The sequence below is a fragment of the Halorubrum sp. AD140 genome, from assembly GCF_034497445.1.
Classification (GTDB): domain Archaea; phylum Halobacteriota; class Halobacteria; order Halobacteriales; family Haloferacaceae; genus Halorubrum.
In genome coordinates this window covers 1-24,589 of the sequence record NZ_JAXRUU010000017.1, presented here as the reverse complement: position 1 = coordinate 24,589, position 24,589 = coordinate 1, and the positions used below count along the sequence as shown (strand labels likewise).

The window sequence follows — 24,589 nt, the reverse complement described above, 5'->3', positions numbered from 1 at the left end:
AATGAGCAGTTTTAGTAGGTGACAGCAAAATTCACCGGTGTGTCCGATCTCGTCGAGACCCTCCGCGGCGTCGACGGCGCCGAGGCGCGCGTGATAGCCCACCTGGACGCCCTCGATTTCAGCATCGACTACATCCGGGAGGACGTCGAATCGCGGTACTCCGACCGGGATTTGGAGGCGGTGTACCGGTTGATAATGGCCAACCAGGTGACCGGCGACGACCTCAAACAGCTCCTCGGAACGGAGTTCGAGGCCCAGACGCTGCTCTTCGACGAGGTCGTCGTGCTCCTCCTCCCCTCGGCCCGCTACGAGGCCGTCTTCGCGTCGTTCGACCGGCGGGATCCGTTCCCCGTCAGCGCCCTCGTCGAGGCCGCCTCCGACGACCGCGTCTGATCGGACGGGAGGCGGCTGACGTCAGCTCCCGGCTCACTACACGCTCGTACTCCGCTTCGTTCCTCCCGGCTCGCGTCACTCGTCCCGCGCGACGTCCAGCCGCAGCGCGACCGGTGCGCCGTCCGCGAGCGCTGACACGAGGTCCCGATCGAAGTCGGCGGCCGCGCTGTCGCCGTCGACGAGGATCGTGCGCTCGTCGTCGGTGTACCCGCTCGTTCGACCGACCATCGAGCGGTCGTCGAGCAGCGTGAGGTCGGGGTCTCCCCGGCCGACGACCTCGTCGACGTGGGCGGGGTCCGCGAGGTCGACCGAGGCGGCGCCGGGCTCCCCGACCGCGATCGTCGCCGCGATGGTCGCGGTCGCGTTCCGGCACGCCTCGCGGAACGCGGACGAGAAGTCGCGCGGCGCTCGGTCGGCCGCGACGCCGACGATGCAGTCGCCCGCGGGCGTGAGCCAGTCGTCGGTCGTGAGTTCGAACGTGCTCGGGTGCGTGGCGCTGACGTGCTCGTGGCCGGACGCGCGCACGACCTCCACGAGGGGGTCCTCGGGCCCGCCGGCGTCGCGGGCGGTCGCGTCGACGTCGGTGGTCCCCTCGTCGCCGTCCGCGTCGGCCTCGGCGTCGCTCATGCTCGTCGAGTCCGCGGCGGCGGGACAAGTGGCCGTCGGTTCAGACGTCAGCGCCCTCGGCGAGCGCGGGGATCAGCCGAGCGGGGTTCTTCGCGAACACGCGCCGCATCAGGTCCTCCGAGACGTCGAGGGTGAGCACCTCCATAACGCCGACGTTCGGGTGGACGTCCGGCGCGCCGGAGCCGAAGAGGACGCGGTCGGGGTGTTCGAGGACGCCGCGTTCGAGCACCTCGCGGTAGCGCACGGCGCTGGTGTCGACGTAGAGCCGGTCGTACTCGTCGAGCAGGTCGAGCGTCTCGTTCATCAGGTCGGCGTCGAGGGGGTACCCGCCGAAGCTCGCGAGCACGAGCGGGAGGTCGTACGCGAGCAGTTCGCGCTCGACCGCCGCGGGCGGGAACTCCCTGCCGGCGTGAACGATGAGGGGGAGGTCGGCCGCCTCCAGCCGACGCAGCACGTCCTCGTTAGGGAGCCCGTCCGCGTGCGGCACCAGCGTGAACCCGTGGAAGCGGTCGTCGTAGGAGTACTGCTCGACGTCGTCCGGCCGGGCATGGTGGTCGGCGCGCTCGGCGCGGAGGTTCCGCACCGTCGAGAGCGGCCCCGACCCCGGGTCTCGCGGGCCGTTGAGCCGCGCGAACGCGACGAACGGGCGGTCGATCGAGAGCCGCGCGACCGCGTTGTTCGCGCGCAGGTAGCTCTGCCCGGGAGCGCGTCGGCCGGGGCTCGCGACGGCGCGCACCACGCCGGCCTGGAGCATCTCGCGCTCCAGCCGCTCGGGGGAGATGTCCCGGCCGTGCGTGGCGACCGAGGACTCGTCGGGGTCCAGCGTCGCGCGGGTGTCGACGATCCGGAAGTCGTGTTCCAGCCCGAGCATCTACCGGTTCCTCACGGTCGATCCGCATGTGCCTGTCGGTCTCACGCGCGGCCCCGCGCTTCCGGACGCGACGCGGACGCACACCGAAGGAAGGCTGAAGGGGGTGGCCCGCCTCGCGGTTCGACATGGAACTCGTCGAAGCCGACGAGACCGATCTCGACGCCCTCGTCGAGCGCTGGTACGACCTCGCGACGGCGATGGAGCCGTACTCGGCGCTGAACGAGGTCGCCTACGAGGACGCGACGGCGGTCCCCGACGACGGCTTCCGCGCGCACCTCGACGACCCCTCCGTGACCGACTATCTCGTCGTCGTTGACGGCAAGACGGTCGGGTTCGTCACCGTCGAAACCGGCGACCGACCCTCCCGAGAGCTAGGACGGTATCTCGACATCGCGAACCTCGAGATCGACGCGGGACACCGGAGCCGAGGGTACGGCGAGGCGGTCGTCGAGCGGGTGGATCGGATGGCCCGCGAGGAGGGCTGCGACTACCTCACCGTCTCGTGTGAGTGGGACAACGACGGCGCGCGGCGGTTCTACCGCGACGCGGGATTCGAGCCGAAACAGGTGACGTACACGCGCCCTCTGGAGTGAGACACGGGCGGCCGGGCGTCCCCGCTCGAATCACGGCCCCGCGGTCGAGACGATCTTCACCACGTCGCCCTCGGCCAGCTCGTGGTCCTCGCCGATCCGACGCGAAGTGCGCGCGTCGACCGCGTGGAGGTACCCCTCGCCGATGTCGGTGTGGACGGCGTACGCGAGGTCCGGCGGCGTCGCCCCCGACGGGAGGAGAAAGGCGTCCGGGAGGACGTTTCCCGTCCCGTCCGTCCACTTCGAGGCGTCCTGGACCGGGTAGACGGTGATCCGGTCGAGCAGGTCGTAGACGGCGGCGTTCAGCGCGGTCTGGACCCCGGTCCCGCCGTGTTCGGTCATCGCGCCGCGGATCGCGGCGAGCCCCTCGCGCTGGCCGTCCGAGACCTCGCCGACGACCTCGAAGTCGCCGTCGCCGGGGTCGTAGTCGACGACGCCCGCCTCGACCGCGCGCCGGAGGCCGAGCTCGCCGTCGGCCGTCGCCGGGATCACGGGCTTGTCGGTCCCCTCGCGGATCCGGTCGAGCGCCCCCTCTGGCGCGGCGTCGACCTTGTTGGCGACGACGACGATGGGCTTCGTGCGCCGGCGGATCGCGCGCGCGAGCGCCTCGCGGTCGTCGCCGGTCCACACCTTCGGGTCGCCGGGGTACTCCAGCCCGCGCAGAACCGCCGTCACGTCGTGTTCCGTCGCGCCGAACCCGGTCAGCAGGTCCGTGACCGACTCCTCGAGGTCGAAGTCCGGCGAGCGCGACTTGCGCTCGACGCTCTCCCAGTTGCGCTCGACGATGCCCGCGAGCCACAGGTCCATCTCCTCCTCGACGAAGTCCACGTCGTCGAGGGGGTCGTGCGAGCCGACCGCGACGGGCTCGCCCTCCGCGTTCGTCGCCCCCGACGCGTCGACGACGTTCAACACGACGTCCGCGTTCGTCAGCTCGTCGAGGAACTGGTTGCCGAGCCCCTTCCCCTCGTGGGCGCCCGGGACGAGCCCGGCCACGTCGAGGAGCTCGACGGGAACGTATCGCTTCCCCTCGCGGCAGTTCTCGTTGCCACAGCGCTCCTCGCGGTCGAGACACGGACACTCCGTCCGGACGTGCGTGACGCCCCGGTTCGCGTCGATCGTCGTGAACGGGTAGTTCGCGACGTCGACGTCGGCCATCGTCGCGGCCGTGTAGAACGTGGACTTCCCGGCGTTCGGCTTCCCCGCCAACGCGACCGTGATCATGGTCGTGGGTGGCGGCGCGGCGAAAAGCGCCTTTCGGTCGCCCGCGCCGGGATCGGCGTTCGCCGTCGGCTCCGTCGTCCGCCGCCGGGACTCGTCACGGGAACTCGACGAGGTCGTCGTCGACGCCGCGCAGGCCCTCCGCGAGCCGCGAGTCGGGCGGCACCGCGTCGAGGAACGCCTCGGAGCCGAATCGGGCGTCGGCGTTGACCGAGAGCATCCCGAGATCTGCCGGGTCGCCGTCGAGGCCGGTGAGGAACGCGACCGTGCGGACCGCCGGGACGTCGTCGACGCGGGCCGCGACGTCGACCGAGCCGTACAGCGACCGGTGCGTGGCGACGTGGTAAACGCAGGTCGGCGTGGGCGCGAACAACAGCAGGAAGCGCGCGCCGGGCTCCGTCCGCCCCAGCTTCGGTCGGATCGCGTGGCGCGCGTCGGCGTGGAAGTACCGCTCCATGCGCCGGTACTGGCGCAGGATCTCGTTCGCGCCGGTCGCGCGGCGGACGGCGGCGTCCCCCTTGAGTTCGATCACGTGGTCGACGCGCTCCGGCGTCCGCAGTCGGACGTACGCGTCGACGACCCCGCGCCGGCCCTCGGCGTCGTACGGCTCCTCCAGCCGGACCTCAGGGTCGTCGTAAACGGCCCCGTAGTGATCGACGACCGCGGTCGCCAGCTCGTCCTCCCGCATACGTCCGACTCACGGCGCCGCCGGCGAATAAAGCCGCCGACGGCGCGGCCCCGACCGGGGCTCGTGGACGCCCTTAAAACCTCCGGCCGTTCCGGCGATACGGGGTCATCAAGGGGTTTGTAAGGCTCGGACGTCTAGAAATAGCGATGTCTGACAGACTGAGCAGACGACGGTACGTCGCCGGAACCGGAGCCGCGCTCGCCCTGGGAACGATCGCCGGCTGTTCCGGCGGTGGGGACGGCGGCGACGGGAGCGACGGCGGAGACGGCGACGACGGCTCAGCGGAGGACGACGTGCCGAGCGAGATCGACGAGTACCTCAGCGACGCCCAGCTGTACGAGGGGACGATCGCCGACCACACCGGAGAGGACGAGGTCAGCGTCGCGGTCGGCGCCGGCGACACCGGATTCGCGTTCGACCCCCCGGCGCTCCGGATCGACGCCGGGACGACGGTCGTCTGGGAGTGGACCGGCGAGGGCGGCGCGCACAACGTCGCCTCGGTCGAGGATTCGGCCGCCGAGTTCAACAGCGGCGACGCGGTCGACGATGAGGGCGAGACGTTCGAGGAGACGTTCGAGGAAGCCGGGATCCAGCTCTACGTCTGCACCCCGCACGAAGCGAACGGGATGCTCGGAGCGATCGAGGTCGTCGAGAGCTAACGCCGGTTCGAGCCCTCCTCGCGGTCGTTCGATTTTCGCGTCGGTGAATACCGTTTGAGTCGGTCTGGTCGGGAGGTGTCCCCGTTCAACGCCGACTACCGCGGAAAGCCATTTCCGTGGTGAACGCCAACGTGTAGGGATGGTTTCCGAGGAACTCGACAGCGTGGATAAGGGCATCCTGTACCTTCTCCAGCAGAACGCCAGACGGAACACGACCGAGGACATGGCCGAGAAAGTCGGCGTGTCGTCCAGCACGGTCGCCAATCGAATCAGCGACCTCGAGGAGCGCGGCGTCATTCTCGGGTATCACCCGATCATCAAGTACAGTGAAACGGGGTTGGGTCATCACCTCCTCGTCACCGCGACGGTCCCCCTGCGGGACCGAGAGAAGATGGCGGACGACGTCATGGAGGTGACCGGCGTCGTAAGCATACGCGAGCTGCTGACGAACAACGAGAACCTGTCGCTGGAGGTAGTGGGCCGCACGTCGAAAGACGTCGAGGACGCCCTGGAGTCTCTGGACTCGCTCGGCGTCGATATCGAGCGGATGGAGATGATGAAACAAGAGCGAACCAACCCGTACAACCACTTCGGGGAGGAGTTCGTGGACGAGGAGGAGGACGCTGGCTGATTTCCAGCCCCGCTTGACTCGAACTGGAAAATATCAATTAGGCAATGGATTCAAACAGGACGAGGCGATAGTGTGCGATATGGTCCACGCGCAGACCGCAACGGCGAACGTCGATACGATGATTTTCGAGATTGTTGGGAAGATAGCCGATCGAGAAGGCGTCGATCCCGTCGAACTTACTCCTCCACTCTTCGAAGCGATCGACCCCGACGCATTGGGTGAGATCGCCGCGGCTCCGCCGACGGCCGGCCAGACGGAAGTCCGAGTGACCTTCCCCTACAACGGGTACGAAGTTACCGTCGGACCCGACGACGTCAAGGTGGTGTCTGGGTGAACGGCGCAAGTAGCCGTTCACGGAAGGAACGACCAGCGCACGTCGACGATGCGGTCGTGCTCGCTCGTCACGGTCGGCCGCGCGAGGTGGTCGTTCGCGTTGACGCCCGCGTCGGCCAAATCGGTGAGCGCCGCCTCCAGCGACCGGTCGGAGCGCTCGACGGACGGGTCGCGCTCGTACGGCGCGTCGATCGGCTCCTCCGGGGAGTTCGCGACGTCGACCGTCTCCGCGAGGTCGCTCCCGATGGCGCGCGGCGGCTGGTGGAACTGCCAGTCGCCGACCGTGAGGAACAGCCAGACGTCGCCGCCGATGGCGTGGTACTCCCCGGTGACGCGCGCGTCCTCGTGAGCGACGACGCGCGAGAGGACCGCGGTCTTCGTGCGGTAGAGGGCGTCCTTGCGGGCCGAACGGACGTTGCTCTCGGTGACGTCGCCGCGGTCGTAGGCGGCGGTCGCCTCGTCGGCGAACTGCTTTGCCACCTTGTTGACGACGTACAGCGACTCGAGCAGGTCGTCCGTCGGTTCGATCGGGTCCACGGTGAGTCCTCGGGGTCCGCAACCGGACGCAGATCGGCGCGTCACGGGCATATGGGTTTCGGGGTCGCGCCGGGTGAGAGCGCGCGCCGACGGGGGGATCGGATGGTTAATTCTTTAAGCACGCGGACGAAGGTGCAGTCAACCAATGTCGTCCGACTCCCTCAAGCTGTACTCGGCGATATACGTCGCGCTCCTCGTCGCGGCGGCGCTGAATTTCGTTCTCTTCGAGGTCGACGTCCTCAACTTTACGTACGCCCAGGCGTTCGGCGGAACGATGGTCATCGCGACGGTCAAGACGCTGCTCATCGTCGCGTACTTCCAGCACCTCCGATGGGAGAACCGCTCGCTCACCTACGTGATGGCGCTCGCGCTCGCGCTCACCATGCTGCTGATGGCCGCGGCGACGTACTCCATTTCGTAGCGTCCGCCGCTTCCGCGTTCGGGTGTGTTTTTTGTAGCTCCGAGTGAATGACGCCACATGGAACTCCGCGCCGCAACCGCTGACGACATCGACGCCATCCGCTCGGTCGCCCGCGAGTCGCTGCTCGCCTCGTACGGCCACGCGGTCGACGAGACGCTGCTCGTCGAGGCGGTCGACGAGTGGTACGACGCCGACGACCTCGTCGCGGACATCGACGACGAGGAGACGGTGTGTCCCGTCGCCGTCGTCGACGGGTCGATCGTGGGGTTCGCCGAGAGCTACGTCGTGGGGCGCCGCGAGCGCGTCGGCGAGATCGACTGGCTCCACGTCCACCCGAATCACCGCGGGTCGGGGATCGGCTCCGCCCTCCTCGAGCGCGTCGAAGCGCGGCTTCGCGACGCCGACGTCGACCGCATCAAGGCGCGCGTCCTCGTCGCCAACGAGGCGGGAACCGCGTTCTACGAGAGCGAGGGGTACGAGCTCGTCGGCGAGCGTTCCGTAGAGATCGGCGGCGAAACGTTCGACGAACGGGAGTACCGCAAACAGATCAGCCGGCTCACCGGCATTTCCGAGGGCGTCGTCGAGACCGAGAGAGGCACCACCGTCTACGTCGCCTTCGACGAGAGCGAGCGGGGCTCGGCGGCGCCGTTCTACGTCGCGTACGCCGACCCGGAGCGCGAGCGCCGCTACGGCTACTTCTGTGGCAACTGCGAGGGTACCGACGTCGCCATCGACACGATGGACCGGATGGAGTGCGGCGACTGCGGGAACCGCCGGCGGCCCTCGCGCTGGGACGCCGCCTACTGACCCCGGCCGACTCGATCAGAGGGTCTCTTTCACGCCCAGCACGCGCTCTTCAGCGTCGCGTCCGGGGTCCCACTCGTTCCCGTCTCGGTCCGACTCGCGGTGGTCGGCCACGGTCCGCGCCATCGCCTCGTCCACCGGCGTCGACTCCCAGCCGAGGGCGGCGAGCGCGCACGTGTCGAGCAGATGCGGGTACTCGCGGTACAGCGGGAAGTCGTCGGGGTCGAGCCCGCCGGCCGCGAGCGCGTCCGCGCTCGCCGGCACGGCCTCGCACTCGGTGCCGGCCGCCTCGGCGACAGTCTCCACCGTCTCCGCGAGGGTGAGCGCCCGGCGGTCGCCGACGTTGTAGGCGGCGCCGGGTTCGCCGCGCTCGGCGACGGTGCGGAGCGCGCTCGCGACGTCCTCGACGTACGCGCGGTGCCAGAGGTTCTGCCCGTCCCCGGGGACGACGACGCGGTCGTGAGTCAGCACGCGGTCGATCCAGTAGTCGAGCCGCTCCGTGTAGTCGTGGGGACCGTAGACGACGCACGGTCGGACGGCCATCGCGTTCACCCCCGCCTCGGCGGCGGCGAACGCGACCCGGTCGCCCTCGGCCTTCCGGTTCCCGTACGTCTCGCCGCTCTCGTCGGTCGCCTGTTCGGGCGTACACGGCCGGAGGGGCGTCTCGCCCTCCCGCTTGGGGATCGCCTCTTCGGCGTAGCTGGAGCCCGAGGAGACGTACACGTAGCCGTCCACGTCGCCGAACACGTCGACCGCGGTCTCCACGTCGCGGGGGTGGTAGGCGACGCAGTCGATGACGACGTCGGGCTCCGTCGAGAGCTTCGCGGCGCGGAGGTCGCGTTCGTCCGTCCGGTCGCCCTCGATGTGTGTCACCCGGCCGTCGTCGGCGAACGGGTTCTCGTGGTTCCCGCGGTTCAACATTCCCACGTCGTAGCCGTTCGCGAGCAGGTCGGAGACGGTGTGTCGACCGATGAACCGCGTGCCACCGACGACGAGCGCCGTGTCTGTCATATCGACTCTCGGTCGAGGGCCCTCAAAAGCGTGACCGAATGGGACTGCGACCGGCCACTCAGTCGTCGCCGCGTGGACCGTCGCCGCGCCACCGTCTGTACAGGAGGTAGGCGATTCCGAGTCCGATGACCCACGTGCCGACCCCGAACACCGCGTAGCCGACCCCGATCAGGAACTCTCCGGCCGGGACTCCGAACATATTCCACCTCGGCGTCTCGGCCACATAAGCGCTCCGAGCGAGGGACAGGTACTCGGTCCCGGAGTCCGTGCGTGGGCGTATGACCGACCGCAGTCGCCGTCGACCGTGGCTCGCCGCCCTGCTCGCGCTCGTCGTCTCCGGGCTCGGACACGCGTACCTCCGCCGCTGGGCGCGCGCGTTCGGCTGGTACGTCGTCGTCACCGCGACGCTCGTGTTCCTCGTTCCCGACGCGGCGGTCGATGGCCTCCTCGCCGGCGACCCGCCGCCGCCGCTCGACATCGCGCCGGCCCTGCTCGCCGTGGCGGCCAGCGTGATCGACGCGTACCTCGTCGCCGTTCGGCAGAACCGCGACCGCGACCGCTCGCCGTCGTCGCCCGCGACACCCGAAGCCGACGCGACGACGGACTCGGTCGACCCCGCGGGGTCGGCCGCCTCCGACGAGGCCGACGCGGACGTGGTGTCGTGTCCCCACTGCGGTCGCGAGACCGACGCGACGTTCGACTTCTGCCAGTGGTGCGCGGAGCCGGTCTCAGAGTGATGCGGTCGTACGAGCGAGGCGAAACGGCTGCGAGAAAACGAACCGAGACGGGGTCGAGAGCGGGTCGACGATCGCCCTCAGAAGAGATAGAACAGCGGGAAGATGAACACCCAGACGATGTCGACGAAGTGCCAGTAGAGCCCGAAGTACTCCACCGGCCGTTCGTCCTCGAGGTAGTGGCCCTGGTACGCCCTGTAGAACAGGAAGCAGGCGATCAGGAGCCCGATGACCACGTGGATCCCGTGGAGTCCGGTCGTCACGTAGTAGACGGACGCCTGGATCGGCTCGCCGTGGGCGTTCTGTGACAGCGTCACGCCGCGGTCGAACACCTCGTGGTGCCACTCCCACATCTTGATGGCCAGGAACGTGAACCCGAGCGCGATGGTCGCGCCGAGCGAGGCCAGCAGCCCCTGGCGGCTCTTCCGGTGGGCGGCGACGAGCGCTAAGATCACCGTGAACGAGGAGGTGATCAGCACGAACGTGTTGATGAGTCCGGGCAGCGACTCGGTCAGCGGCTCCCACGACATCCAGCCGGCGTTGTACCGGATGAACACGGCCGCGGAGATGAACGCGCCGAAGACGATCACGTCGGACGCCAGGAAGAACCACACTCCCAGCTTCACCTTCTCGACGCCGTTGAACGGCCACCGTTCGCCGAACTCGCTCGGCGGGGCGTAGAAGTCCTCCAGCCCCCACTTCACGCCGGACCAGATCAGTCCCACCACGCCGGCGACGATGAGCACCGGGTACACCGGGTTCGCGACCGTGACGCTCGTGGTGGCGAGCGTCTCGCCGATGCTGAACTCCACGGCCTCGTTGAAGCCGGAGAGGCCGAACAGGAACACCCCGGTCATCAGCGAGAGGGCGAACGGCCAGATGCTCGCGTGGCTCGGGTGTTTGTCCCAGTACGGGTACGACGTGATGTGCTCGGAGTGCGAGTCGCCGCCGTCGGTCGCGGCGTTGCCGTCACCGTCGGCCTTCACCGCGGGACCGCCGTCCGGCACGTAGTCTTGCACGAACTCGAGCTTACCGGAGGCGTAGGAGGGGCGGTTCGGCCAGTTCTCGAGCGGCGGCGGCGAGGAGACGGCCCACTCGGCGGTCCGCGAGTAGTCCCACGGGTTGTCGCCGGCCGGCTCGCCGGAGACGTACGACTTCGCGAAGTTGTAGAACATGATGAAGAACGACAGCCCGAGGATGAACGCCCCGATCGTCCCGATCTGGTGGAAGGTCTGGAACTCGGGGTTGTACTCGAAGACGCGGCGGGGAGTCTCCCAGCCGAGGAACATCGAGAAGTACACCATGTTGAAGCTCACGAAGAAGATCACGAAGTGGATCTTGCCGAGGAGCTCGTCGTACATCTTTCCGGTCACCTTGGGGAACCAGTAGTACGCGCCGCCGAACAGCGCCGTCGCGCCCCCGAACATGACGTAGTGGAAGTGCGCGACCACCCAGTAGGTGCCGCGGAACTCGTAGTCGAGGACGATGGCGCCGAGGAACACCCCGGTGATGCCGCCCAGGATGAACAGCAGCAGCGCGCCGAACGCGAAGAGGAACGGCGTCGTGAACTGGATGCGCCCCTTGATCAGCGTGTAGATCAGCGAGAACACGACCAGGTCGAAGGGGAGCGAGATGCCGATGGTGGTCGCCATCATCAGCGTCTTGATCTCCAGATTGATCGTCGTGAGGAACATGTGGTGCATCCACACGAGGAACGACTGGACGGAGATGAGACAGATGGCGATGATCACCCACTTCCGGCCGACGAGCCGGCGCCCGGAGAACGTCTGGAACAGCTCCAGCATGACCCCCAGCGCCGGGAAGAACACGATGTACACCTCGGGGTGACCGAAGAACCAGAACAGGTGTCCCCACAGCAGGGAACCGCCCTCGGTCGCGGAGAAGTACACCGAGCCGAGCACGCGGTCGGACGCGAGGATGAGACCGACGGCGAGCAGGGCGGCGAACGCGAACAGCATCATCCACACGGTCGCGAGGGTCCCCCAGGTGAACATCGGCATGTCCATGATCCCCATCCCCTCGGCGCGCGAGTGGTGGATCGACGTGAGGAAGTTCACCGTCGACGCCGTGATCCCGATGGTGAACATCGCGAGCGCCATCACCGCTCCGGTCGACCCGATGCTCGGCGTGTACATCGGGATGTTGAGCGGGGCGTACATCGTCCACCCGGCGCTCAGCGTGCCGCCCTGGAAGAAGCTGATCCCCAGCAGCACGCCGGAGAACAGGTACATCCAGTAGGAGAGCGCGTTCAGCCGCGGGAACGCGAGGTCGTCGGCGCCGATCTGGAGCGGGACGAAGTAGTTCGCGAACCCGAAGCCGAACGGCGAGAGGAACCAGAACACCATTATCAGCCCGTGTGCCGTGACGGCCTCGTTGTACGCCATCCCGGAGAGCACCTGGTTCGCCGGGTCCCAGAGCTGGACGCGGATCAGCAGCGCGAGCACGCCGCCGAACAGCAGGAAGAACAGCGCGGTGATCGTGTAGAGGATACCGATGTCCTTGTGGTTCGTCGTCACGAGCCAGCGCTTGACGGAGGTCGTCGGCGGCAGCTCGCTCATGCGGGAACACCCCCGACGGCGGCGCCGTCGACGCTGGAGGAGTTCTCCGAGTCACCCTCCGTCTCCTCGTACCACTCCTCCCACTCGTCCTGCGGGAGGACCGTTATCTCCCCCTTCATCGCCGAGTGCCCCTGTCCGCACAGCTCGAAGCACTCCACGGTGTAGGTCGCCTCACCGCCCTGTTCCTCGACCTCCTCGGAACTCACGGAGAACCAGTTCGAGCTGTTCTCCCCGGGGATGGCGTCGGACTTTATCCGTAACTCCGACGAGCCGAAGTTGTGCCACACGTCCTGTGAGGTCACCTTGATGTCGATTCGCTGGTCGGCCGGCACGACCATCTCGTTCGTCGTGGTGTGACCGTTCGGGTACTCGTACTCCCAGCCGAACTGGTACCCCTCGACGAGGATCTCGATGTCTCCCTCCTCGTCGGTGTCCGGTCCGTCCTCGACGTAGAGGAGGATCCCGTACGCGTACACGACGAGGCTGATGACGACGATCGCGCTCAGCCCGAACGAGAGGAAGAGCTTCTTCGCTTTCGGACCGCCCTGTCCCGTCGGGAGCTCGCCGACCACCGGCGCGTCGAAGTCTTCCTTCGGCTCGCTCCCGTCGTCGCGGTACTTGTACACGTTCCACAGCGTGTACGCGACGACGATGGTACCGACGAGCGTGCCCAGCGCGAGGAAGACGAAGAAAATCTCGTCGAAGACCTCCGCCTGCGCGCGCCAGTCGCTCCCCTGTTGCAGGATAATTGAGTCTGTCATGTTCGTCTCTCTGCTCTTGTTTCCTCGTTAGCGATGGTACACTTAGCTCTTGTGTAGCGCGGCGAGAATCCGCCCGCGAAGGGCAGTTACGAGCGCCCCTCATCGTCCCGGAGCGGCCGTCGTAGGGCGCCGATCGAGTCGCGTCTCTCGAGCGCGTCCGAGAGGCGATCTGCGACGATATCAGCGCGTGCTAGAGACCGAGTTGACGCGCCCGAACGGTCCGGGCGTTCGCGCGAGCGGCAGATATATCGGACGCGCATACGAAGGCTATTTGTACACGCGAACGGACCGCCTAACAACGAACCCACCATGGTCTCACTCACCCTCTTGAGCACGGCAGTAATGGGGCTGCTCGCGGCGGCCACGTTCCTCGCCGTCGCGAAGATCGGCGCACAGCGGACGGCGCCCGGGACTGACGACTCGCCCGACAGATACGCCGCGGTGGTCGGGACGCTCGGCGACGTCGTCAGGCACCCGGCCGTCTGGGCCGTCACGTTCGTCGTCGTCGCGGTCGGGATCGGCGCCCTCGCCCTTCTCGCCGTGGGCGACTTCGGGGTCTCCGAGGGGCTCGCCGGGAGCCTCCTTGGCGTCGTCTACGCCGCGGTCGGCCTGCTGTTGACCGGCTTCGTCTTCCTCGGCGCGTACTTCAGCACTCGCGGCCGCGGGCTCGGCAACGCCCAGGGCGTCGCGGTCGGCTCGTTCGCCGCCGGACTCGTCTTCCTGGTCCTCATCGCGGTCCAACTCGTCGTCGGCGTCGTCGGCTGAGCGGATTCGCGGCGTCGACACCCTCGGCCGCCCGATTCGGCTTCTTCCGACGTGCCGCTCCGCCTACGCGACCGCGACGCCGTTCCGCGCGAGGAACTCGCTCGCCGCCTTGATCTCGACGGGACTGCCGATGATCCGACAGTAGCCGTCGGACTCGACGACGGTCACGGTGAACCGGTCACGGAAGCGGTCCCCGACTCCGTCGAGGACGTGACACGGGAGGACGATCTGGGTGCTGTCACGGAGACTCGACGGATCTGGCATTCGACGTACGAGAGAGATCGCGTGTCACCGACATAACCGTGTCGAATCGACGACACGACTGGCGGCGCGGCGGCGCGACTGGTGACGGGTCCTGGGAGCGGGGCGTGCGGCGGGGGATGACCGGGTTCGCCTCGACGCGTGCGGGTCGAAGGAACACCTTTAACGAGCCGAGCGGCCGACTGTACGCCAATGGGACTGGAGGACGAGATCGAGGACCTCCGCGAGGAGATCGCCGACACGCCCTACAACAAGGCCACCGAGGCCCACATCGGGCGACTGAAGGCGAAGCTCGCGGAGAAAAAGGAGAAGCTGGAGAACCAGTCCTCCGCCGGCGGCGGACACGGCTACGCCGTCGAGAAGCACGGCGACGCCACCGTCGCGCTCGTCGGCTTCCCGAGCGTCGGGAAGTCAACCCTCATCAACGCCCTCACCAACGCCGACAGCGAGGTCGGCTCCTACGAGTTCACGACGCTCGACGTCAATCCGGGCATGCTGAAGTACCGCGGCGCGAACATCCAGATCCTCGACGTACCGGGGCTGATCGAGGGCGCGGCGGGCGGCCGCGGGGGCGGGAAGGAGGTCCTCTCGGTCGTCCGGACCGCCGACCTCGTGGTGTTCATGCTCTCCGTGTTCGAGATCGAGCAGTACGACCGGCTCCGCGAGGAGCTGTACGAGACCAACATCCGGCTCGACACGGAGCCGCCGAACATCAACATCCGGAAGACGCACAAGGACGGGATCGGGGTGACGATGAGCGACGACGTGAGCCTCGACGAGGGGACCGTCAAGCAGGTGCTCCGCGAGTACGGCTACGTCAACGCCAAGGTGACGATCCCCCACGACCTCACGATCGACGAGCTCGTCGACGCCGTGATGGACAACCGGGTGTACCTCCCGTCGATGGTCTCGGTCAACAAGGCGGACCTCATCGACAAGAGCTACCTCCCGACCGTCAAGGCGGAGCTCCGCGAGCGCGGCCTCGACCCCGACGACGTGCTCTTCATCTCCGCCGAGAAGGAGCTCGGCCTCGACGGGCTCAAAGACCGGCTCTGGGAGGAGCTCGGGCTCATCCGCGTCTACATGGACAAGCCCGGCCGCGGCGTCGACTACGAGGAGCCGCTGGTCCTGTTCGAGGGCGACACGGTCGGCGACGCCTGCGAGAAGATCGGCGGGGAGTTCGACGAGCGGTTCAAGTTCGCGCGCGTCTCCGGCCCGAGCGCGAAACACGACGACCAGCAGGTCGGGAAGAGCCACGAGCTGGCGGACGAGGACGTGCTCCGGATCGTCGCGCGGAAGTGAGCCCGGCCGACCGCCCCCGCCGGTCGCGACCTACAGTCCCAGTTCGCGTCCGAGCACGACGTGTTGGATCTCGCTGGTCCCCTCGCCGATCTCCATAAGCTTCGCGTCGCGGTAGAAGCGCTGGGGCGCGAAGTCCGTGGTGTAGCCGTAGCCGCCGAGCGTCTGGACGGCCTCCTCGGCGACCTCCCGGGCGGCCTCGCTGGCGTCGAGCTTCGCCAGCGCGGACTCGCGCGTGACCGGCTCGCCGGCGTCGTACGTCGCGGCCGCCCGGTGGGTGAGCAGTCGGGCGCGCTCGGTCTGGCGGTGCATGTGGACGATCTTGTCGCGGATCGCGTCGAACTTCGCGATCGGCTTGCCGAACTGCTCGCGCTCGCCAGCGTACTCCTTCGCGGCCTCGTAGGCGCCCTGCGCGAGCCCGACCGAGAGCGCGGCGATGGAGATCCGGCCGCCGTCGAGCGTCTTCATCGTCTGTGTCCACCCCTCGCCCTCCTCGCCGAGCAGGCGGTCCTCGGGGAGCCGCACGTCGTCGAGTCGGATCTCGCAGGTCGGCGAGGAGTTGAGCCCCATCTTGTCCCAGACGGTCGTGACCTCGAACCCGTCGTCGTTCTCCGGGTCGACGATGAACGTCGAGATCCCGTCGTAGCCGGCGTCCGGATCGGTGACGGCCTTCACCAGCACGCTGTTGGCGACGTTCGCGTTGGTGATGAACTGCTTCGTCCCGTTCAGGACGTACTCGCCGGCGTCGGCGTCGAACTCGGCGGTCGTGTCCATGTTCGAGGCGTCGGAGCCGCTGCCGGGCTCCGTGAGCGCCCAGGCGCCGATCCCGCCGCCCTCCGCGAGCGGGCGGAGCCACTCCTCCTTCTGTTCGGAGGTCCCGAACAGCTCGATCGGCTTCGCGCCGAGGGAGGTGTGCGCGGCGTAGGAGAGTCCGATCCCGCCGGAGACGCGTCCCAGCTCCTCGGTGACGAGGGCGTACATGAGCTGGTCGCCGCCGAGCCCGCCGTACTCCTCGGAAATCGGCACGCCCATCACGTCGAGGTCGTTCAGGTCGGCGAACACCTCGTCGGGAAACCGGTGGTCGTCCTCGATCTCCTGGGCGATCGGCCGGATCTCGGACTCGCAGAACTCCCGGACCGTGTCGCGTATCATCCGGTGTTCCGCGGGTAGCTCGAAGTCCATAGGCAAGAATTGCGACCCGCCAGCATAAACGATGCGAACGACCGTGATCGATTTCCCGTCCCGCCCACGCGGATCGGGGACGCGGCCGTCGCGTCGGCTCCGTCAGCGGAGGCCACGACTTATCAGGCGCCGCCGCGTTCGCTGGGTATGGAGCTCCGCCGGCTCGTGCGCGGTCGCGTGGACTGGCCTGACATCGAGCGGGTCGTCCGAGAGCTGGCGGACCGGTACGACCGCGACGGAATGCGAGTGCGCTTCCTCGACGCCGACAACTGGCTGTCGACGCCGATGGTCGTCGACGACGACCTGTTCGTGAAGGTGATCACGAGACAGAACACGCTCGTCCACACGCTGTTCACCACCGGGCGCAATCTCGGCGCCGTCTCCGCCGGGACCGAGGGCTTCTTCGAGCGCTACGAGACGCCCTACGAGATGGCCCGCCACGAGCTCGAGGCGACCCGGAAGGTCCGCGATCTCGGCGTCAACGCGCCGGAGCCGATCGAGGCGCTCGAGGTCGGCAACTTGGGGGTCGTCGTCCTGGAGTACCTCCCCGAGTTCCGGGCGCTCGACGAGCTGGACCGCACGGACGTCGCGGCGCTCGCTCCGACGCTGTTCGCGACGCTCCGAACGGTCCACGACGCCGGGCTCGCCCACGGCGACCTCCGGGCGGAGAACGCCCTCGCGTGCGACGGCGACCTGTACGTCATCGACGCGACGAGCGTGAGCGAGGAGGGCCGCGAGTCGGCGCGGTCGTACGACCTCGCGAGCGCGCTCGCCGCGTTAGAGCCCCTGATCGGCGCGCCCGACGCGATCGAGGCCGCGCTGACGAGCTACTCGACCGAGGAGCTCCTCGCGGCGCGCCAGTTCCTCGACTTCGTCGCGATCCGACCGGACCACGAGTTCGACGCCGCGACGCTGAAGGGGGAACTGGAGAAGCGCGCGAGCGGAGAGCGCGATGGAAGCGCGGCCGTGAGACCCTCGAACGGCGCGGGCAGGCCGACCACCGGCGGCGACGCGAGCGACGCAGACGGCTCGACCGACGATGCGGGCGACCGGCCCCCGCGGTAGGGGTGACTTTTTACGGGACACTCGCAACTATTGTGCAATGGCAGAACCGTACCAACACTACATCGACGGCGAGTGGGTCTCCGGCGCGGGCTCGGAGACCTTCGAGAGCGAGAACCCGGCGACCGGTGAGTCCCTCGGCGAGTTCCGGCAGGGAACCCCCGAGGACGTCGAGCGCGCGGTCGACGCCGCGGACGCGGCGTTCGAGGAGTGGCGCGAGCTCTCGCGGATCCAGCGCGCCGAGTACCTGTGGGACGTGTACCACGAGCTTCGCGAGCGCACCGACGAACTGGGCGAGATCGTCACGAAGGAGTGCGGCAAGGAGATAAGCGAGGGGAAAGCGGACGTCGTCGAGGCCGCCCACATGGTCGAGTGGGCCGCGGGCGACGCGCGCCACCCGAAGGGCGACATCGTCCCCTCGGAGATCCCCTCGAAGGACGCGTACATGCGCCGGAAGCCCCGCGGCGTCACCGGGTGTATCACCCCGTGGAACTTCCCCGTCGCGATCCCCTACTGGCACATGGCCATCGCGCTGGTGGAAGGGAACACCGTGGTGTTCAAGCCCGCCGAGCAGACCCCGTGGTGCGCGCAGGTCATCGCGGAGATGTTCGACGACGCCGGGCTCCCGGACGGGGTGTTCAACATGGTCCAGGGGTTCGGCGACGCCGGCAACGCGATCGTCGAGCACGACGACGTCGACACGGTCGTCTTCACCGGCTCGGCCGAGGTCGGCCACCTGATCCAGGAGAAGCTCGGCGGCGTCGCCGGCAAGCGCGCCGCCTGCGAGATGGGCGGGAAGAACGCGATCGTGATCACCGAGGAGGCCGACCTCGACGTCGCCGTCCACTCGGCCGTGATGTCCTCGTTCAAGACGACCGGCCAGCGCTGCGTCTCCTCCGAGCGGCTGATCGTCCACGCGGACGTGTACGACGAGTTCAAGGAGCGCTTCGTCGAGGTCGCGGACTCGGTCGCGGTCGGCGACCCGCTCGACGAGGACACGTTCATGGGGCCGCTCATCGAGGCGGAACACCGCGAGAAGGTCGCGGAGTACAACGAGCTCGCCCGCGAGGAGGGCGTGAACGTGCTCGTCGACCGGACCGAACTCGACCCCGACGAGATCCCGGACGGCCACGAGGGCGGCCACTGGGTCGGCCCGTTCGTCTACGAGGCGGACCCCGACGCGGACCTCCGGTGTACCCACGAGGAGGTGTTCGGCCCCCACGTCGCGCTCCTGGAGTACGACGGAGACGTCGAACGCGCGGTCGAGATCCAGAACGACACCGAGTACGGCCTGGCCGGCGCGGTCATCTCCGAGGACTACCGGCAGATCAACTACTACCGCGACCGCGCCGAGATCGGGCTGGCGTACGGGAACCTCCCGTGTATCGGCGCCGAGGTCCAGCTCCCCTTCGGCGGCGTCAAGAAGTCGGGCAACGGCTACCCCTCCGCCCGGGAGTCGATCGAGGCCGTCACCGACCGCACCGCGTGGACCCTGAACAACTCGACGGAGATCGAGATGGCACAGGGGCTCTCCGCGGACATCAAGACGAGAGACGACTGAGGACGGACGCCCCCTGAGTTGCCGTCTTCGATCCCGCTATCCGGTCGCGTCCAGCGCCGCCGCGACCGCCGCGACCGGCCCGTCGGCGTCGGCGAGCGCGCCTCGTGCGACCAGCCGCTCTCGGGGGCGCCCCACCGGCTGTGAGACCGACTCCGTCCCGAGGAGCCCGACCTCCCGAAGCTCGCGTTTTATCCGCGTGAACGTCGCTCGACTCCCCAGGCCGGCGTCCTCGCAGGCGCGCCGCAGGTCGCGGTCGAGCGCGCCGCGGTGAGTCCCTACGACGTACGCGCGGAATCGAGCGCCGGCCAGGTCGAGGGGCGCGTCGGGGAGGGACACGCCGTCGAGCGTCGCGTCGGCGGCGGCCGCGGCGGCGTCCTCGGAGGCGCGCCGGTCGACGTCCTCCGCGTGCCGGTCGGCGTCGAGCGCCCGGATAACGTCGTCCGCGAGGTCGGAGTCGGACCGCTCCCGGAACGCGTCGTGAATCCGACGGCGACTCGGCGTCCGGAGCCGTCGCACGTCCGCCGCCGCGACGAGCTGGTCGTATCGCTCACGGAGCGTCGGGTCGTCGCCGACCGGGCGCCACGGTCCGCCGTCGTCGTCGGACGGCGACGCGACGAGGACGAATCCCGACGACCGCCCGGCGAGGACCGCGTTCGGCTGCGGCTCCGGGAGGGTCCGGAGGTCACAGACCCCCGCCTCCGCGAGCGCGGCGAGCCGACTCGCGGCGTGGAACCGCTCGACGACCGCGTCGACGACGCCGTCGGTCGCGAGCACGGTGAGCGCGGGAAGGTCGGCCGCCGCCGCGACCGAGTCGCCCCCGGACGACGCGTCGGTGCGCAGCGTCGCCAGGACCGGGTCGACCAGCGCCGGCGCGGCCTCGCGGTACGCCTGCACGGCGGCCCGCAAAAGCGACGGCGACGGATCGACGAGTATCGGGTCCGCGACCCTCCCGAGCGATCCGGAGCCGTCCGCGATCGGAAGGGTCGGATCGGGAGACACGGTTCCAGTCTACGAGGCCGTCGAAATAAGCGTGGTGCGATCGACCGTCGCGTCGAAGGAGCGCACCGACCGTCGCATCCAAGGAGCGCACCGACCGCGGCCGGCGGCCGTTCAGGGGACGTCGACGCGGGTGACGTGGCCGCCGCAGCCGCAGCGTTCGACGTACTCCGGGTCGATTCCCTCGCGCTCCGCGCGGAGCCTGTCGTAGAGGAACTCCGCCGGGTGGCCGAGATCGCCGTGGGTGACCAGATTGACGTGGTTGCCGGGCGCGGTGTGGTCGACGGCCGCGAGCGCGTCCCTCACCGCCAGCCCGGGGTCGTCGGCGTACCTCGGCTCCTCCAGGTTCGCCGACCAGGAGTTGTCGTGGACTCGGTCGGTGATCGGTTCGGCCGTCTCGTCGAGGTCGTCTGTGGTGGTCATGGGTGGCGTGTCACGGGTCCGCGGCCGCGAGGTCGGCGTCGAGCGGACGGCTCGGGAGGTCGTCGACGAACTCCCGGACCATCGTTCGCTCGACGCGCTGGAGCGTCTCGCTGCAGGTCGACTTCGCGATGCCGACGTGCTCTGCGACCTCCGTCAGGGTCGCCCTGCGCGGCACGTCGTAGTAGCCGAGGTCGACGGCCGTGAGCAGGAGCTCCCGCTGGCGGTCGGTCAGCAGGCGGGCGGGGTTGACGCGCTGGCGCACGCGCTCGACCTCGAACTCCAAGCCGAGCTCCCGCAGTCGGCGCCCCATCTCCGCGACGCGCTCGTGTTCCCCGGTGACCTCGATCTCCGCCACGCCGTCCTCGATGTCCAGCGGCATCTCGATCGGGAGTCCGGACCGCTTCGCGGCCAGCAACAGCAGGGGCGCGTTCGTCTCGATCCGGACGGTGGCGACGCCGTCGTCTCGCGCCATCACCGACACCGACGCGAGCGCGGCGTGGTCTCGCATCGCGGAGAGGACCGCGTCCGCGTCGCGCGCGGTGATCCGGACGAGCGCGAAGCCGGCGCTCTCGCCGGGGACCGCGGTGAGGACCCTGAACCCGGCGTCGGGGAACTCGCGCGAGACGTCGGCTATCCACGGGCCGTCGGGCAGGTCGACGAGGAGGCGTGCCTGTGGCATGGGCGGTGATCGAGTCGGTTACTCCACGTGGACGGCGCCGAGCATGCCGACCGTCTCGTGGGGAGTACAGGCGTACGTGTACGTCCCGGACTCCTCGAAGGTGTGCTCGAACGTCTCGCCCTCCTCGCCGAAGGTGTCGCTCTCGAACTCCCCGTCGGTGCTAGACACGTTGTGGTCGCCGCCCTCGCCGGTCCACTCCCAGACGACGGTCGTCCCGGACGAGACGGCCACCGCGGCCGGGCCGAACGACAGACCGTCCGCGGCGCCGACCTCCACGGTCACCTCGTCAGCGTCGGTCATGTCGACCGTCTGCTCGTAGTTGTTGGCGTCGTCGAGGAAGCCGTCGTAGTCGGGCTCCTCCGAGAGGTACTCCTCCTCGCCGCTGCCGCCGTCGCTTCCGTCGCTTCCGTCGCTTCCGTCGCTTCCGTCGCTGCCACCGTCGTCACCGCCGTCGTCTCCATCGCCGCCGTCGCCGCTTCCGCTGCCGCCGCTACAGCCGGCGATCGCCGTGGCCACGCCGAGCGCCGCGGTCGTTCGGACGAACGTTCTCCGGTCGAGTGTGTCTCGGGCCATGCAAGTCGGGGTAGGGGAGTAGGGGGAATACATTCGGCGGGAATTCCAGGACCGCGAAACGGCGGACCGAACTGTTCGGGACGGAGTATAAAAAGGAGTGACGCGGACGCGGCTCCTCCGTCGTCGATCAGGCCCGTCGGATCGCGACGTGCCACTCGTCGTCGGCGACCCGCTCCGTCTCGTGGTCGAACCCGCGGTCCGCCAGCACGTCGTAGAGGGGAACGGGCTCGAAGCTGTTGACGAGCCGCATCGTCTCGTCGGGCCCGAGGTCGTCGAGCGCCTCGCTGATGGCCGGAAACGGCGGTTCGTCGCGGTCTCGCACGTCGAGAACGGTGTCGGCGTCGCTCATGCGCGTAGACTGAACGCCTCGGGCGCGCATGGGCACTCGCGGGAACATGTTCGACGGGGTTCAACCGCGACGTCGACGAGACTTGGTCGCGACGTCGACGAGGCTCGACCGCGACGGCGAAACCGGCAGACGCGACCGCGGAGATCAGGGGGGAGGGCTCAGAAGGGGCTCGTCGACTCGTGCGAGAACCCCCCGTCGTCGGGAGGGTCCGCCGGTTCGGCGTCGCCGGACGCCAGCCGGTCGAGCCGGTCGTTGACGGACTCGCTCCCGTTGAGCTCGGGGTCGACCCGGACGCGGACCAGGTCGTACCCATGGGCGTCGGTCGCGTCGAGCGCGCGGAACGCCCCGACCGCCAGCGGCTCCGCCTGCGGACAGAAGGCGGTCGTCGGCGTGAACTCCGCCCGGAGCGTCGACGGATCGCCGGCCTCCTCGGCGTACCGGAATCCGGCGTCCGGGTGCCGCGGGTCGAGGTTGAGTCGGGCGAGGTTGTAGCCGAACGTGGCGTCGTACACGCCGTGCTCCTCGAAGGCGTCCGACGCGTGCCGGTGGACCGCGACGTGGTCCTCGCCGGCGAGCACGTCGTGGTCCGCGAGGAAGGGACCGGGGTCGGGGACGTGCTCGGGGACGAACGCGTCGGCCGGGTCGAACTCCGGCTCCGAGCCGCCGAGGAAGCTCATCGGTCGCCCCCTCCGGCCGCGCGGCCGTCGGTCGCCCCCTGGTCGGCGTCCGCGACCCAGATCGCCGTGACCACCGTCTCCTCGGTCTCGACGGTGTCGTGGGCGTAGCCGCGGTCGGCCAGCTTCGGGAACAGGAACTGTGGAACGCGGTCGTTGTACTGGACGAGCACGGCGTCGTTCGACAGATCGGCGAGCAGTTCGAGCGTTCGTCGGAGCGGTTCGGGCGGACCGAGTTCGCGGACGTCCAGCGTCTCGACCGAGCGGTCCGTCGGAGCCGCCGTTCGTTCGAGGAGCGTCGTCGCTTCGGGCATACGCGTGGCTTCGTTCCGCACGCGCCCGTCGTTTACCCCGAACAGGTTCGGGGACGTCGACAGGGGCGCGGAGAACGTATCCGAACCCATGCGAGGCGTTCCCGGCGATCTCACGACCGCGACGCGCCCGCCGACGACGGTCCCGCTGCGACACTTCCTCGTCGGGCTGGGGTTCCTCGTCGCCGGCGGGACGCTCGCGCTCCTCCGCGTCGCGGGAGCGGCGGGCGCGGGGTCGCCCCTCGGCGGCGTCGCCGCGGCGCACCTGCTGCTCGTCGGCTGGGTGTGTCTCACGATACTCGGCGCGATGACCCAGTTCGTCCCCGTCTGGTCGGGGGTCGAGCTCCACTCCGAGCGGCTCGCGACCTTCCAGCTCGTCGCCGTCGCGGTCGGGGTGGCCGGGTTCGCCGGCGGGCTCTGGCTCGGTCGCCCGGGGGACGCCGCGCTCCTCGCCGGCTGGATCGTCGTCGGCTTCGCCGCCTTCGCGTACAACCTCGGTCGGACGCTGTGGCGCGCCCGGCCGCTCGACGTCACCGAGGCGCACTTCGCGCTCGCGCTCGGCTTCCTCGCGCTCGCGGCGCTCCTCGGCGGGAGCCTCGCCGCGGACTACCGGTGGAGCGTGCTCGTCCCGCTCGGGCTCTCGCGGACGGCCGCCGTCGACGCGCACGTCACGCTCGCCGTCCTCGGCGTCGTCGTCACGACCGTGATCGGGGCGCTGTACCAGCTCGGACCGATGTTCACCCAGGCCGATGCGCTCCCGATCGAGGACCGGCTCGCCCGCGTCGAGGCCGTCGCGTATCCGGGCGGCGTCGCGCTGCTCGCCGCGGGCCGGCTGTTCGAGGTCGCGCCCGTCGCCGCGGCGGGCGGGCTGCTCGTCGCGTCGGGGGTCGGGATCGCCGGCGGGGTCCTGCTCCGTCGCCTCCGGGACGCGACCGCCGCGGCGACGCCGATGCGCTCGCGGTACGCGGTCGTCGCCGTCGCGTCGCTCGCGTGGAGCGCGACCGCGGCCGCGACGTGGATCGAGGCGCCGCTCGGCCCCGGAGTCCGGTTCGGGCACCCCGCGGTCGGGCCTGTCCTGCTCGGCGCGCTCGTCGGGTTCGTCGTCGTCGGGAGCCTCTACCACGTCGTGCCGTTCATCGTCTGGCTCGACCGCTACGCCGACCGCGTGGGGTTTGCGCGCGTCCCCGCCATCGACGACCTGTACGACGCCCGCGTCGCGGCCCTCGACCTCGGCGCGACCGTCGGCGGCGCGGGACTGCTGCTCGGCGCGGCGATCGCGCCGGCGGTCGTCGCGGTCGTCCCCGCCGCCGCGTCGCTCGGATCCGCCGTCGCCCTCGTCGGTGTCCCCGTCCGGACCCTCGGCGGCGCGCTCGTCGTCGCCGGCGCGCTGGCGTTCGCCGGCAACATGATCGCCACCGTCGTCCGTCACGACGGGACCGCGGTGCTGGGTCGGTCGGCGTCGACCGGCGAGGCGCCCGAGCGCTGAGTCGAGACCGGACTCCGTGCGCTAGTCGCTCGCGGCGGAGTCGCTCAGCCGGTCGGTGTCGATGCTCACGCCCGGCGGGGTGACGACGAGGAACCCGCGGAAGTGCATCAG

General features: G+C 69.3%; 31 protein-coding genes and 1 pseudogene. 13 read left to right on the top strand and 19 right to left on the bottom strand.

Annotation, left to right across the window (positions count from 1 at the left end; all coding sequences use genetic code 11):
* Positions 1–39: 39 nt before the first annotated feature.
* A complete protein-coding gene (locus U4E84_RS06395; RefSeq protein ID WP_322531263.1) occupies positions 40–393 on the top strand; it encodes a hypothetical protein in 354 nt (117 codons plus the stop codon).
* A 75-nt stretch (positions 394–468) separates the two neighbouring features.
* Here U4E84_RS06395 and U4E84_RS06390 read toward each other — a convergent pair whose 3' ends face one another.
* Complete coding sequence (locus tag U4E84_RS06390; RefSeq protein WP_322531262.1) at positions 469–1,020, bottom strand: DUF371 domain-containing protein; 552 nt, start codon at positions 1,018–1,020, stop codon at positions 469–471.
* A 40-nt stretch (positions 1,021–1,060) separates the two neighbouring features.
* Complete coding sequence (locus U4E84_RS06385) at positions 1,061–1,891, bottom strand: amidohydrolase family protein (protein ID WP_322531261.1); 831 nt, start codon at positions 1,889–1,891, stop codon at positions 1,061–1,063.
* Between the two features lie 125 nt (positions 1,892–2,016).
* Between U4E84_RS06385 and U4E84_RS06380 the strand changes: the two genes are divergently transcribed.
* Complete coding sequence (locus U4E84_RS06380) at positions 2,017–2,484, top strand: GNAT family N-acetyltransferase (protein WP_322531260.1); 468 nt, start codon at positions 2,017–2,019, stop codon at positions 2,482–2,484.
* Positions 2,485–2,514: 30 nt separating this feature from the next.
* Here the strand turns inward: U4E84_RS06380 and U4E84_RS06375 are convergent, their stop codons facing one another.
* Complete coding sequence (locus U4E84_RS06375; protein WP_322531259.1) at positions 2,515–3,702, bottom strand: redox-regulated ATPase YchF; 1,188 nt, start codon at positions 3,700–3,702, stop codon at positions 2,515–2,517.
* 94 nt (positions 3,703–3,796) lie between these two features.
* Entirely contained in the window at positions 3,797–4,387 is a 591-nt protein-coding gene (locus U4E84_RS06370; RefSeq protein WP_322531258.1) for a hypothetical protein, read from the bottom strand.
* 146 nt (positions 4,388–4,533) lie between these two features.
* Between U4E84_RS06370 and U4E84_RS06365 the strand changes: the two genes are divergently transcribed.
* From U4E84_RS06365 to U4E84_RS06355, 3 genes are all read left to right on the top strand, one after another.
* On the top strand, positions 4,534–5,046 hold the full coding sequence (locus U4E84_RS06365; protein ID WP_322531257.1) for a halocyanin domain-containing protein: 513 nt from the start codon (positions 4,534–4,536) through the stop codon (positions 5,044–5,046).
* A gap of 139 nt (positions 5,047–5,185) precedes the next feature.
* Positions 5,186–5,677: an Lrp/AsnC family transcriptional regulator gene (locus U4E84_RS06360; protein ID WP_322531256.1), complete on the top strand. Its 492-nt coding sequence runs from the start codon at positions 5,186–5,188 to the stop codon at positions 5,675–5,677.
* Between the two features lie 79 nt (positions 5,678–5,756).
* Positions 5,757–6,011: a HalOD1 output domain-containing protein gene (locus U4E84_RS06355; protein WP_322531255.1), complete on the top strand. Its 255-nt coding sequence runs from the start codon at positions 5,757–5,759 to the stop codon at positions 6,009–6,011.
* Between the two features lie 17 nt (positions 6,012–6,028).
* Here U4E84_RS06355 and U4E84_RS06350 read toward each other — a convergent pair whose 3' ends face one another.
* Positions 6,029–6,547, bottom strand: a complete 519-nt coding sequence (locus U4E84_RS06350) for a hypothetical protein (protein WP_322531254.1) — start codon at positions 6,545–6,547, stop codon at positions 6,029–6,031.
* A gap of 145 nt (positions 6,548–6,692) precedes the next feature.
* Here U4E84_RS06350 and U4E84_RS06345 point away from each other — a divergent pair, with 145 nt between their 5' ends.
* Positions 6,693–6,968 (top strand): cytochrome C oxidase subunit IV family protein, encoded by a 276-nt coding sequence (locus U4E84_RS06345; RefSeq protein ID WP_322531253.1) that lies wholly within the window; start codon positions 6,693–6,695, stop codon positions 6,966–6,968.
* A 57-nt stretch (positions 6,969–7,025) separates the two neighbouring features.
* Positions 7,026–7,775 carry a GNAT family N-acetyltransferase gene (locus tag U4E84_RS06340; RefSeq protein ID WP_322531252.1) on the top strand — a complete coding sequence of 250 codons (750 nt, stop codon included), beginning with the start codon at positions 7,026–7,028 and terminating at the stop codon, positions 7,773–7,775.
* A gap of 15 nt (positions 7,776–7,790) precedes the next feature.
* Here U4E84_RS06340 and U4E84_RS06335 read toward each other — a convergent pair whose 3' ends face one another.
* Together U4E84_RS06335 and U4E84_RS06330 are read right to left on the bottom strand one after the other, a co-directional pair.
* Positions 7,791–8,783 carry an NAD-dependent epimerase/dehydratase family protein gene (locus U4E84_RS06335; RefSeq protein ID WP_322531251.1) on the bottom strand — a complete coding sequence of 331 codons (993 nt, stop codon included), beginning with the start codon at positions 8,781–8,783 and terminating at the stop codon, positions 7,791–7,793.
* 58 nt (positions 8,784–8,841) lie between these two features.
* Positions 8,842–8,982 carry a hypothetical protein gene (locus U4E84_RS06330; protein ID WP_322531250.1) on the bottom strand — a complete coding sequence of 47 codons (141 nt, stop codon included), beginning with the start codon at positions 8,980–8,982 and terminating at the stop codon, positions 8,842–8,844.
* 79 nt (positions 8,983–9,061) lie between these two features.
* Here U4E84_RS06330 and U4E84_RS06325 point away from each other — a divergent pair, with 79 nt between their 5' ends.
* The gene (locus tag U4E84_RS06325) at positions 9,062–9,520 is read left to right on the top strand and encodes a zinc ribbon domain-containing protein (RefSeq protein ID WP_322531249.1); all 459 of its coding nucleotides are present in this window, start codon (positions 9,062–9,064) and stop codon (positions 9,518–9,520) included.
* Positions 9,521–9,597: 77 nt separating this feature from the next.
* Here the strand turns inward: U4E84_RS06325 and U4E84_RS06320 are convergent, their stop codons facing one another.
* The gene (locus U4E84_RS06320) at positions 9,598–12,096 is read right to left on the bottom strand and encodes a cbb3-type cytochrome c oxidase subunit I (protein WP_322531248.1); all 2,499 of its coding nucleotides are present in this window, start codon (positions 12,094–12,096) and stop codon (positions 9,598–9,600) included.
* Positions 12,093–12,857, bottom strand: coding sequence for a cytochrome c oxidase subunit II (coxB, locus tag U4E84_RS06315; RefSeq protein ID WP_322531247.1), 765 nt, complete (start codon positions 12,855–12,857; stop codon positions 12,093–12,095). The genes U4E84_RS06320 and coxB overlap by 4 nt, the downstream gene beginning before the upstream one ends.
* A gap of 309 nt (positions 12,858–13,166) precedes the next feature.
* Here coxB and U4E84_RS06310 point away from each other — a divergent pair, with 309 nt between their 5' ends.
* The gene (locus tag U4E84_RS06310) at positions 13,167–13,622 is read left to right on the top strand and encodes a hypothetical protein (RefSeq protein ID WP_322531246.1); all 456 of its coding nucleotides are present in this window, start codon (positions 13,167–13,169) and stop codon (positions 13,620–13,622) included.
* A 63-nt stretch (positions 13,623–13,685) separates the two neighbouring features.
* Here U4E84_RS06310 and U4E84_RS06305 read toward each other — a convergent pair whose 3' ends face one another.
* On the bottom strand, positions 13,686–13,886 hold the full coding sequence (locus tag U4E84_RS06305) for a hypothetical protein (protein ID WP_322531245.1): 201 nt from the start codon (positions 13,884–13,886) through the stop codon (positions 13,686–13,688).
* A gap of 189 nt (positions 13,887–14,075) precedes the next feature.
* Between U4E84_RS06305 and U4E84_RS06300 the strand changes: the two genes are divergently transcribed.
* Entirely contained in the window at positions 14,076–15,185 is a 1,110-nt protein-coding gene (locus U4E84_RS06300) for a GTP-binding protein (RefSeq protein WP_322531244.1), read from the top strand.
* Between the two features lie 30 nt (positions 15,186–15,215).
* Here the strand turns inward: U4E84_RS06300 and U4E84_RS06295 are convergent, their stop codons facing one another.
* Positions 15,216–16,364, bottom strand: a complete 1,149-nt coding sequence (locus U4E84_RS06295; RefSeq protein ID WP_322531243.1) for an acyl-CoA dehydrogenase family protein — start codon at positions 16,362–16,364, stop codon at positions 15,216–15,218.
* Between the two features lie 147 nt (positions 16,365–16,511).
* Between U4E84_RS06295 and U4E84_RS06290 the strand changes: the two are divergent.
* Positions 16,512–17,306: pseudogene (locus U4E84_RS06290) on the top strand (RIO1 family regulatory kinase/ATPase); the annotation flags it as partial.
* Between the two features lie 160 nt (positions 17,307–17,466).
* Positions 17,467–18,987 carry an aldehyde dehydrogenase family protein gene (locus U4E84_RS06285; protein ID WP_322531242.1) on the top strand — a complete coding sequence of 507 codons (1,521 nt, stop codon included), beginning with the start codon at positions 17,467–17,469 and terminating at the stop codon, positions 18,985–18,987.
* A 36-nt stretch (positions 18,988–19,023) separates the two neighbouring features.
* Here the strand turns inward: U4E84_RS06285 and U4E84_RS06280 are convergent, their stop codons facing one another.
* The 7 genes from U4E84_RS06280 to U4E84_RS06250 all read right to left on the bottom strand — a co-directional run bounded on the left by U4E84_RS06280 (position 19,024) and on the right by U4E84_RS06250 (position 22,995).
* Positions 19,024–19,986, bottom strand: a complete 963-nt coding sequence (locus U4E84_RS06280; protein ID WP_322531241.1) for a DUF5821 family protein — start codon at positions 19,984–19,986, stop codon at positions 19,024–19,026.
* A 111-nt stretch (positions 19,987–20,097) separates the two neighbouring features.
* The gene (locus tag U4E84_RS06275) at positions 20,098–20,406 is read right to left on the bottom strand and encodes a CGCGG family rSAM-modified RiPP protein (RefSeq protein ID WP_322531240.1); all 309 of its coding nucleotides are present in this window, start codon (positions 20,404–20,406) and stop codon (positions 20,098–20,100) included.
* A 10-nt stretch (positions 20,407–20,416) separates the two neighbouring features.
* On the bottom strand, positions 20,417–21,085 hold the full coding sequence (locus U4E84_RS06270) for a helix-turn-helix domain-containing protein (RefSeq protein WP_322531239.1): 669 nt from the start codon (positions 21,083–21,085) through the stop codon (positions 20,417–20,419).
* Positions 21,086–21,103: 18 nt separating this feature from the next.
* Entirely contained in the window at positions 21,104–21,658 is a 555-nt protein-coding gene (locus U4E84_RS06265) for a halocyanin domain-containing protein (protein ID WP_322531238.1), read from the bottom strand.
* A 127-nt stretch (positions 21,659–21,785) separates the two neighbouring features.
* Complete coding sequence (locus tag U4E84_RS06260; protein ID WP_322531237.1) at positions 21,786–22,007, bottom strand: DUF2249 domain-containing protein; 222 nt, start codon at positions 22,005–22,007, stop codon at positions 21,786–21,788.
* Positions 22,008–22,165: 158 nt separating this feature from the next.
* The gene (locus tag U4E84_RS06255; protein WP_322531236.1) at positions 22,166–22,684 is read right to left on the bottom strand and encodes a hypothetical protein; all 519 of its coding nucleotides are present in this window, start codon (positions 22,682–22,684) and stop codon (positions 22,166–22,168) included.
* Positions 22,681–22,995, bottom strand: a complete 315-nt coding sequence (locus tag U4E84_RS06250) for a DUF2249 domain-containing protein (RefSeq protein WP_322531235.1) — start codon at positions 22,993–22,995, stop codon at positions 22,681–22,683. The genes U4E84_RS06255 and U4E84_RS06250 overlap by 4 nt, the downstream gene beginning before the upstream one ends.
* A gap of 88 nt (positions 22,996–23,083) precedes the next feature.
* Here U4E84_RS06250 and U4E84_RS06245 point away from each other — a divergent pair, with 88 nt between their 5' ends.
* Positions 23,084–24,478 (top strand): hypothetical protein, encoded by a 1,395-nt coding sequence (locus U4E84_RS06245; protein ID WP_322531234.1) that lies wholly within the window; start codon positions 23,084–23,086, stop codon positions 24,476–24,478.
* Between the two features lie 21 nt (positions 24,479–24,499).
* On the opposite strand, the gene U4E84_RS06240 is transcribed toward U4E84_RS06245, so the two are convergent.
* Positions 24,500–24,589 (bottom strand): DUF5779 family protein (locus tag U4E84_RS06240; RefSeq protein WP_322531291.1); only part of this gene is annotated, 90 nt, incomplete at its 5' end.

Bases quoted from the DNA above. Each gene is read 5' to 3' on its own strand.
- U4E84_RS06390 (WP_322531262.1), bottom strand. From the start codon at position 1,020: ATGAGCGACGCCGAGGCCGACGCGGACGGCGACGAGGGGACCACCGAC.
- U4E84_RS06385 (WP_322531261.1), bottom strand. From the start codon at position 1,891: ATGCTCGGGCTGGAACACGACTTCCGGATCGTCGACACCCGCGCGACG.
- U4E84_RS06380 (WP_322531260.1), top strand. From the start codon at position 2,017: ATGGAACTCGTCGAAGCCGACGAGACCGATCTCGACGCCCTCGTCGAG.
- U4E84_RS06375 (WP_322531259.1), bottom strand. From the start codon at position 3,702: ATGATCACGGTCGCGTTGGCGGGGAAGCCGAACGCCGGGAAGTCCACG.
- U4E84_RS06370 (WP_322531258.1), bottom strand. From the start codon at position 4,387: ATGCGGGAGGACGAGCTGGCGACCGCGGTCGTCGATCACTACGGGGCC.
- U4E84_RS06365 (WP_322531257.1), top strand. From the start codon at position 4,534: ATGTCTGACAGACTGAGCAGACGACGGTACGTCGCCGGAACCGGAGCC.
- U4E84_RS06360 (WP_322531256.1), top strand. From the start codon at position 5,186: ATGGTTTCCGAGGAACTCGACAGCGTGGATAAGGGCATCCTGTACCTT.
- U4E84_RS06355 (WP_322531255.1), top strand. From the start codon at position 5,757: ATGGTCCACGCGCAGACCGCAACGGCGAACGTCGATACGATGATTTTC.
- U4E84_RS06345 (WP_322531253.1), top strand. From the start codon at position 6,693: ATGTCGTCCGACTCCCTCAAGCTGTACTCGGCGATATACGTCGCGCTC.
- U4E84_RS06340 (WP_322531252.1), top strand. From the start codon at position 7,026: ATGGAACTCCGCGCCGCAACCGCTGACGACATCGACGCCATCCGCTCG.
- U4E84_RS06335 (WP_322531251.1), bottom strand. From the start codon at position 8,783: ATGACAGACACGGCGCTCGTCGTCGGTGGCACGCGGTTCATCGGTCGA.
- U4E84_RS06330 (WP_322531250.1), bottom strand. From the start codon at position 8,982: ATGTTCGGAGTCCCGGCCGGAGAGTTCCTGATCGGGGTCGGCTACGCG.
- U4E84_RS06325 (WP_322531249.1), top strand. From the start codon at position 9,062: ATGACCGACCGCAGTCGCCGTCGACCGTGGCTCGCCGCCCTGCTCGCG.
- U4E84_RS06320 (WP_322531248.1), bottom strand. From the start codon at position 12,096: ATGAGCGAGCTGCCGCCGACGACCTCCGTCAAGCGCTGGCTCGTGACG.
- coxB (WP_322531247.1), bottom strand. From the start codon at position 12,857: ATGACAGACTCAATTATCCTGCAACAGGGGAGCGACTGGCGCGCGCAG.
- U4E84_RS06310 (WP_322531246.1), top strand. From the start codon at position 13,167: ATGGTCTCACTCACCCTCTTGAGCACGGCAGTAATGGGGCTGCTCGCG.
- U4E84_RS06305 (WP_322531245.1), bottom strand. From the start codon at position 13,886: ATGCCAGATCCGTCGAGTCTCCGTGACAGCACCCAGATCGTCCTCCCG.
- U4E84_RS06300 (WP_322531244.1), top strand. From the start codon at position 14,076: ATGGGACTGGAGGACGAGATCGAGGACCTCCGCGAGGAGATCGCCGAC.
- U4E84_RS06295 (WP_322531243.1), bottom strand. From the start codon at position 16,364: ATGGACTTCGAGCTACCCGCGGAACACCGGATGATACGCGACACGGTC.
- U4E84_RS06285 (WP_322531242.1), top strand. From the start codon at position 17,467: ATGGCAGAACCGTACCAACACTACATCGACGGCGAGTGGGTCTCCGGC.
- U4E84_RS06275 (WP_322531240.1), bottom strand. From the start codon at position 20,406: ATGACCACCACAGACGACCTCGACGAGACGGCCGAACCGATCACCGAC.
- U4E84_RS06270 (WP_322531239.1), bottom strand. From the start codon at position 21,085: ATGCCACAGGCACGCCTCCTCGTCGACCTGCCCGACGGCCCGTGGATA.
- U4E84_RS06265 (WP_322531238.1), bottom strand. From the start codon at position 21,658: ATGGCCCGAGACACACTCGACCGGAGAACGTTCGTCCGAACGACCGCG.
- U4E84_RS06260 (WP_322531237.1), bottom strand. From the start codon at position 22,007: ATGAGCGACGCCGACACCGTTCTCGACGTGCGAGACCGCGACGAACCG.
- U4E84_RS06255 (WP_322531236.1), bottom strand. From the start codon at position 22,684: ATGAGCTTCCTCGGCGGCTCGGAGCCGGAGTTCGACCCGGCCGACGCG.
- U4E84_RS06250 (WP_322531235.1), bottom strand. From the start codon at position 22,995: ATGCCCGAAGCGACGACGCTCCTCGAACGAACGGCGGCTCCGACGGAC.
- U4E84_RS06245 (WP_322531234.1), top strand. From the start codon at position 23,084: ATGCGAGGCGTTCCCGGCGATCTCACGACCGCGACGCGCCCGCCGACG.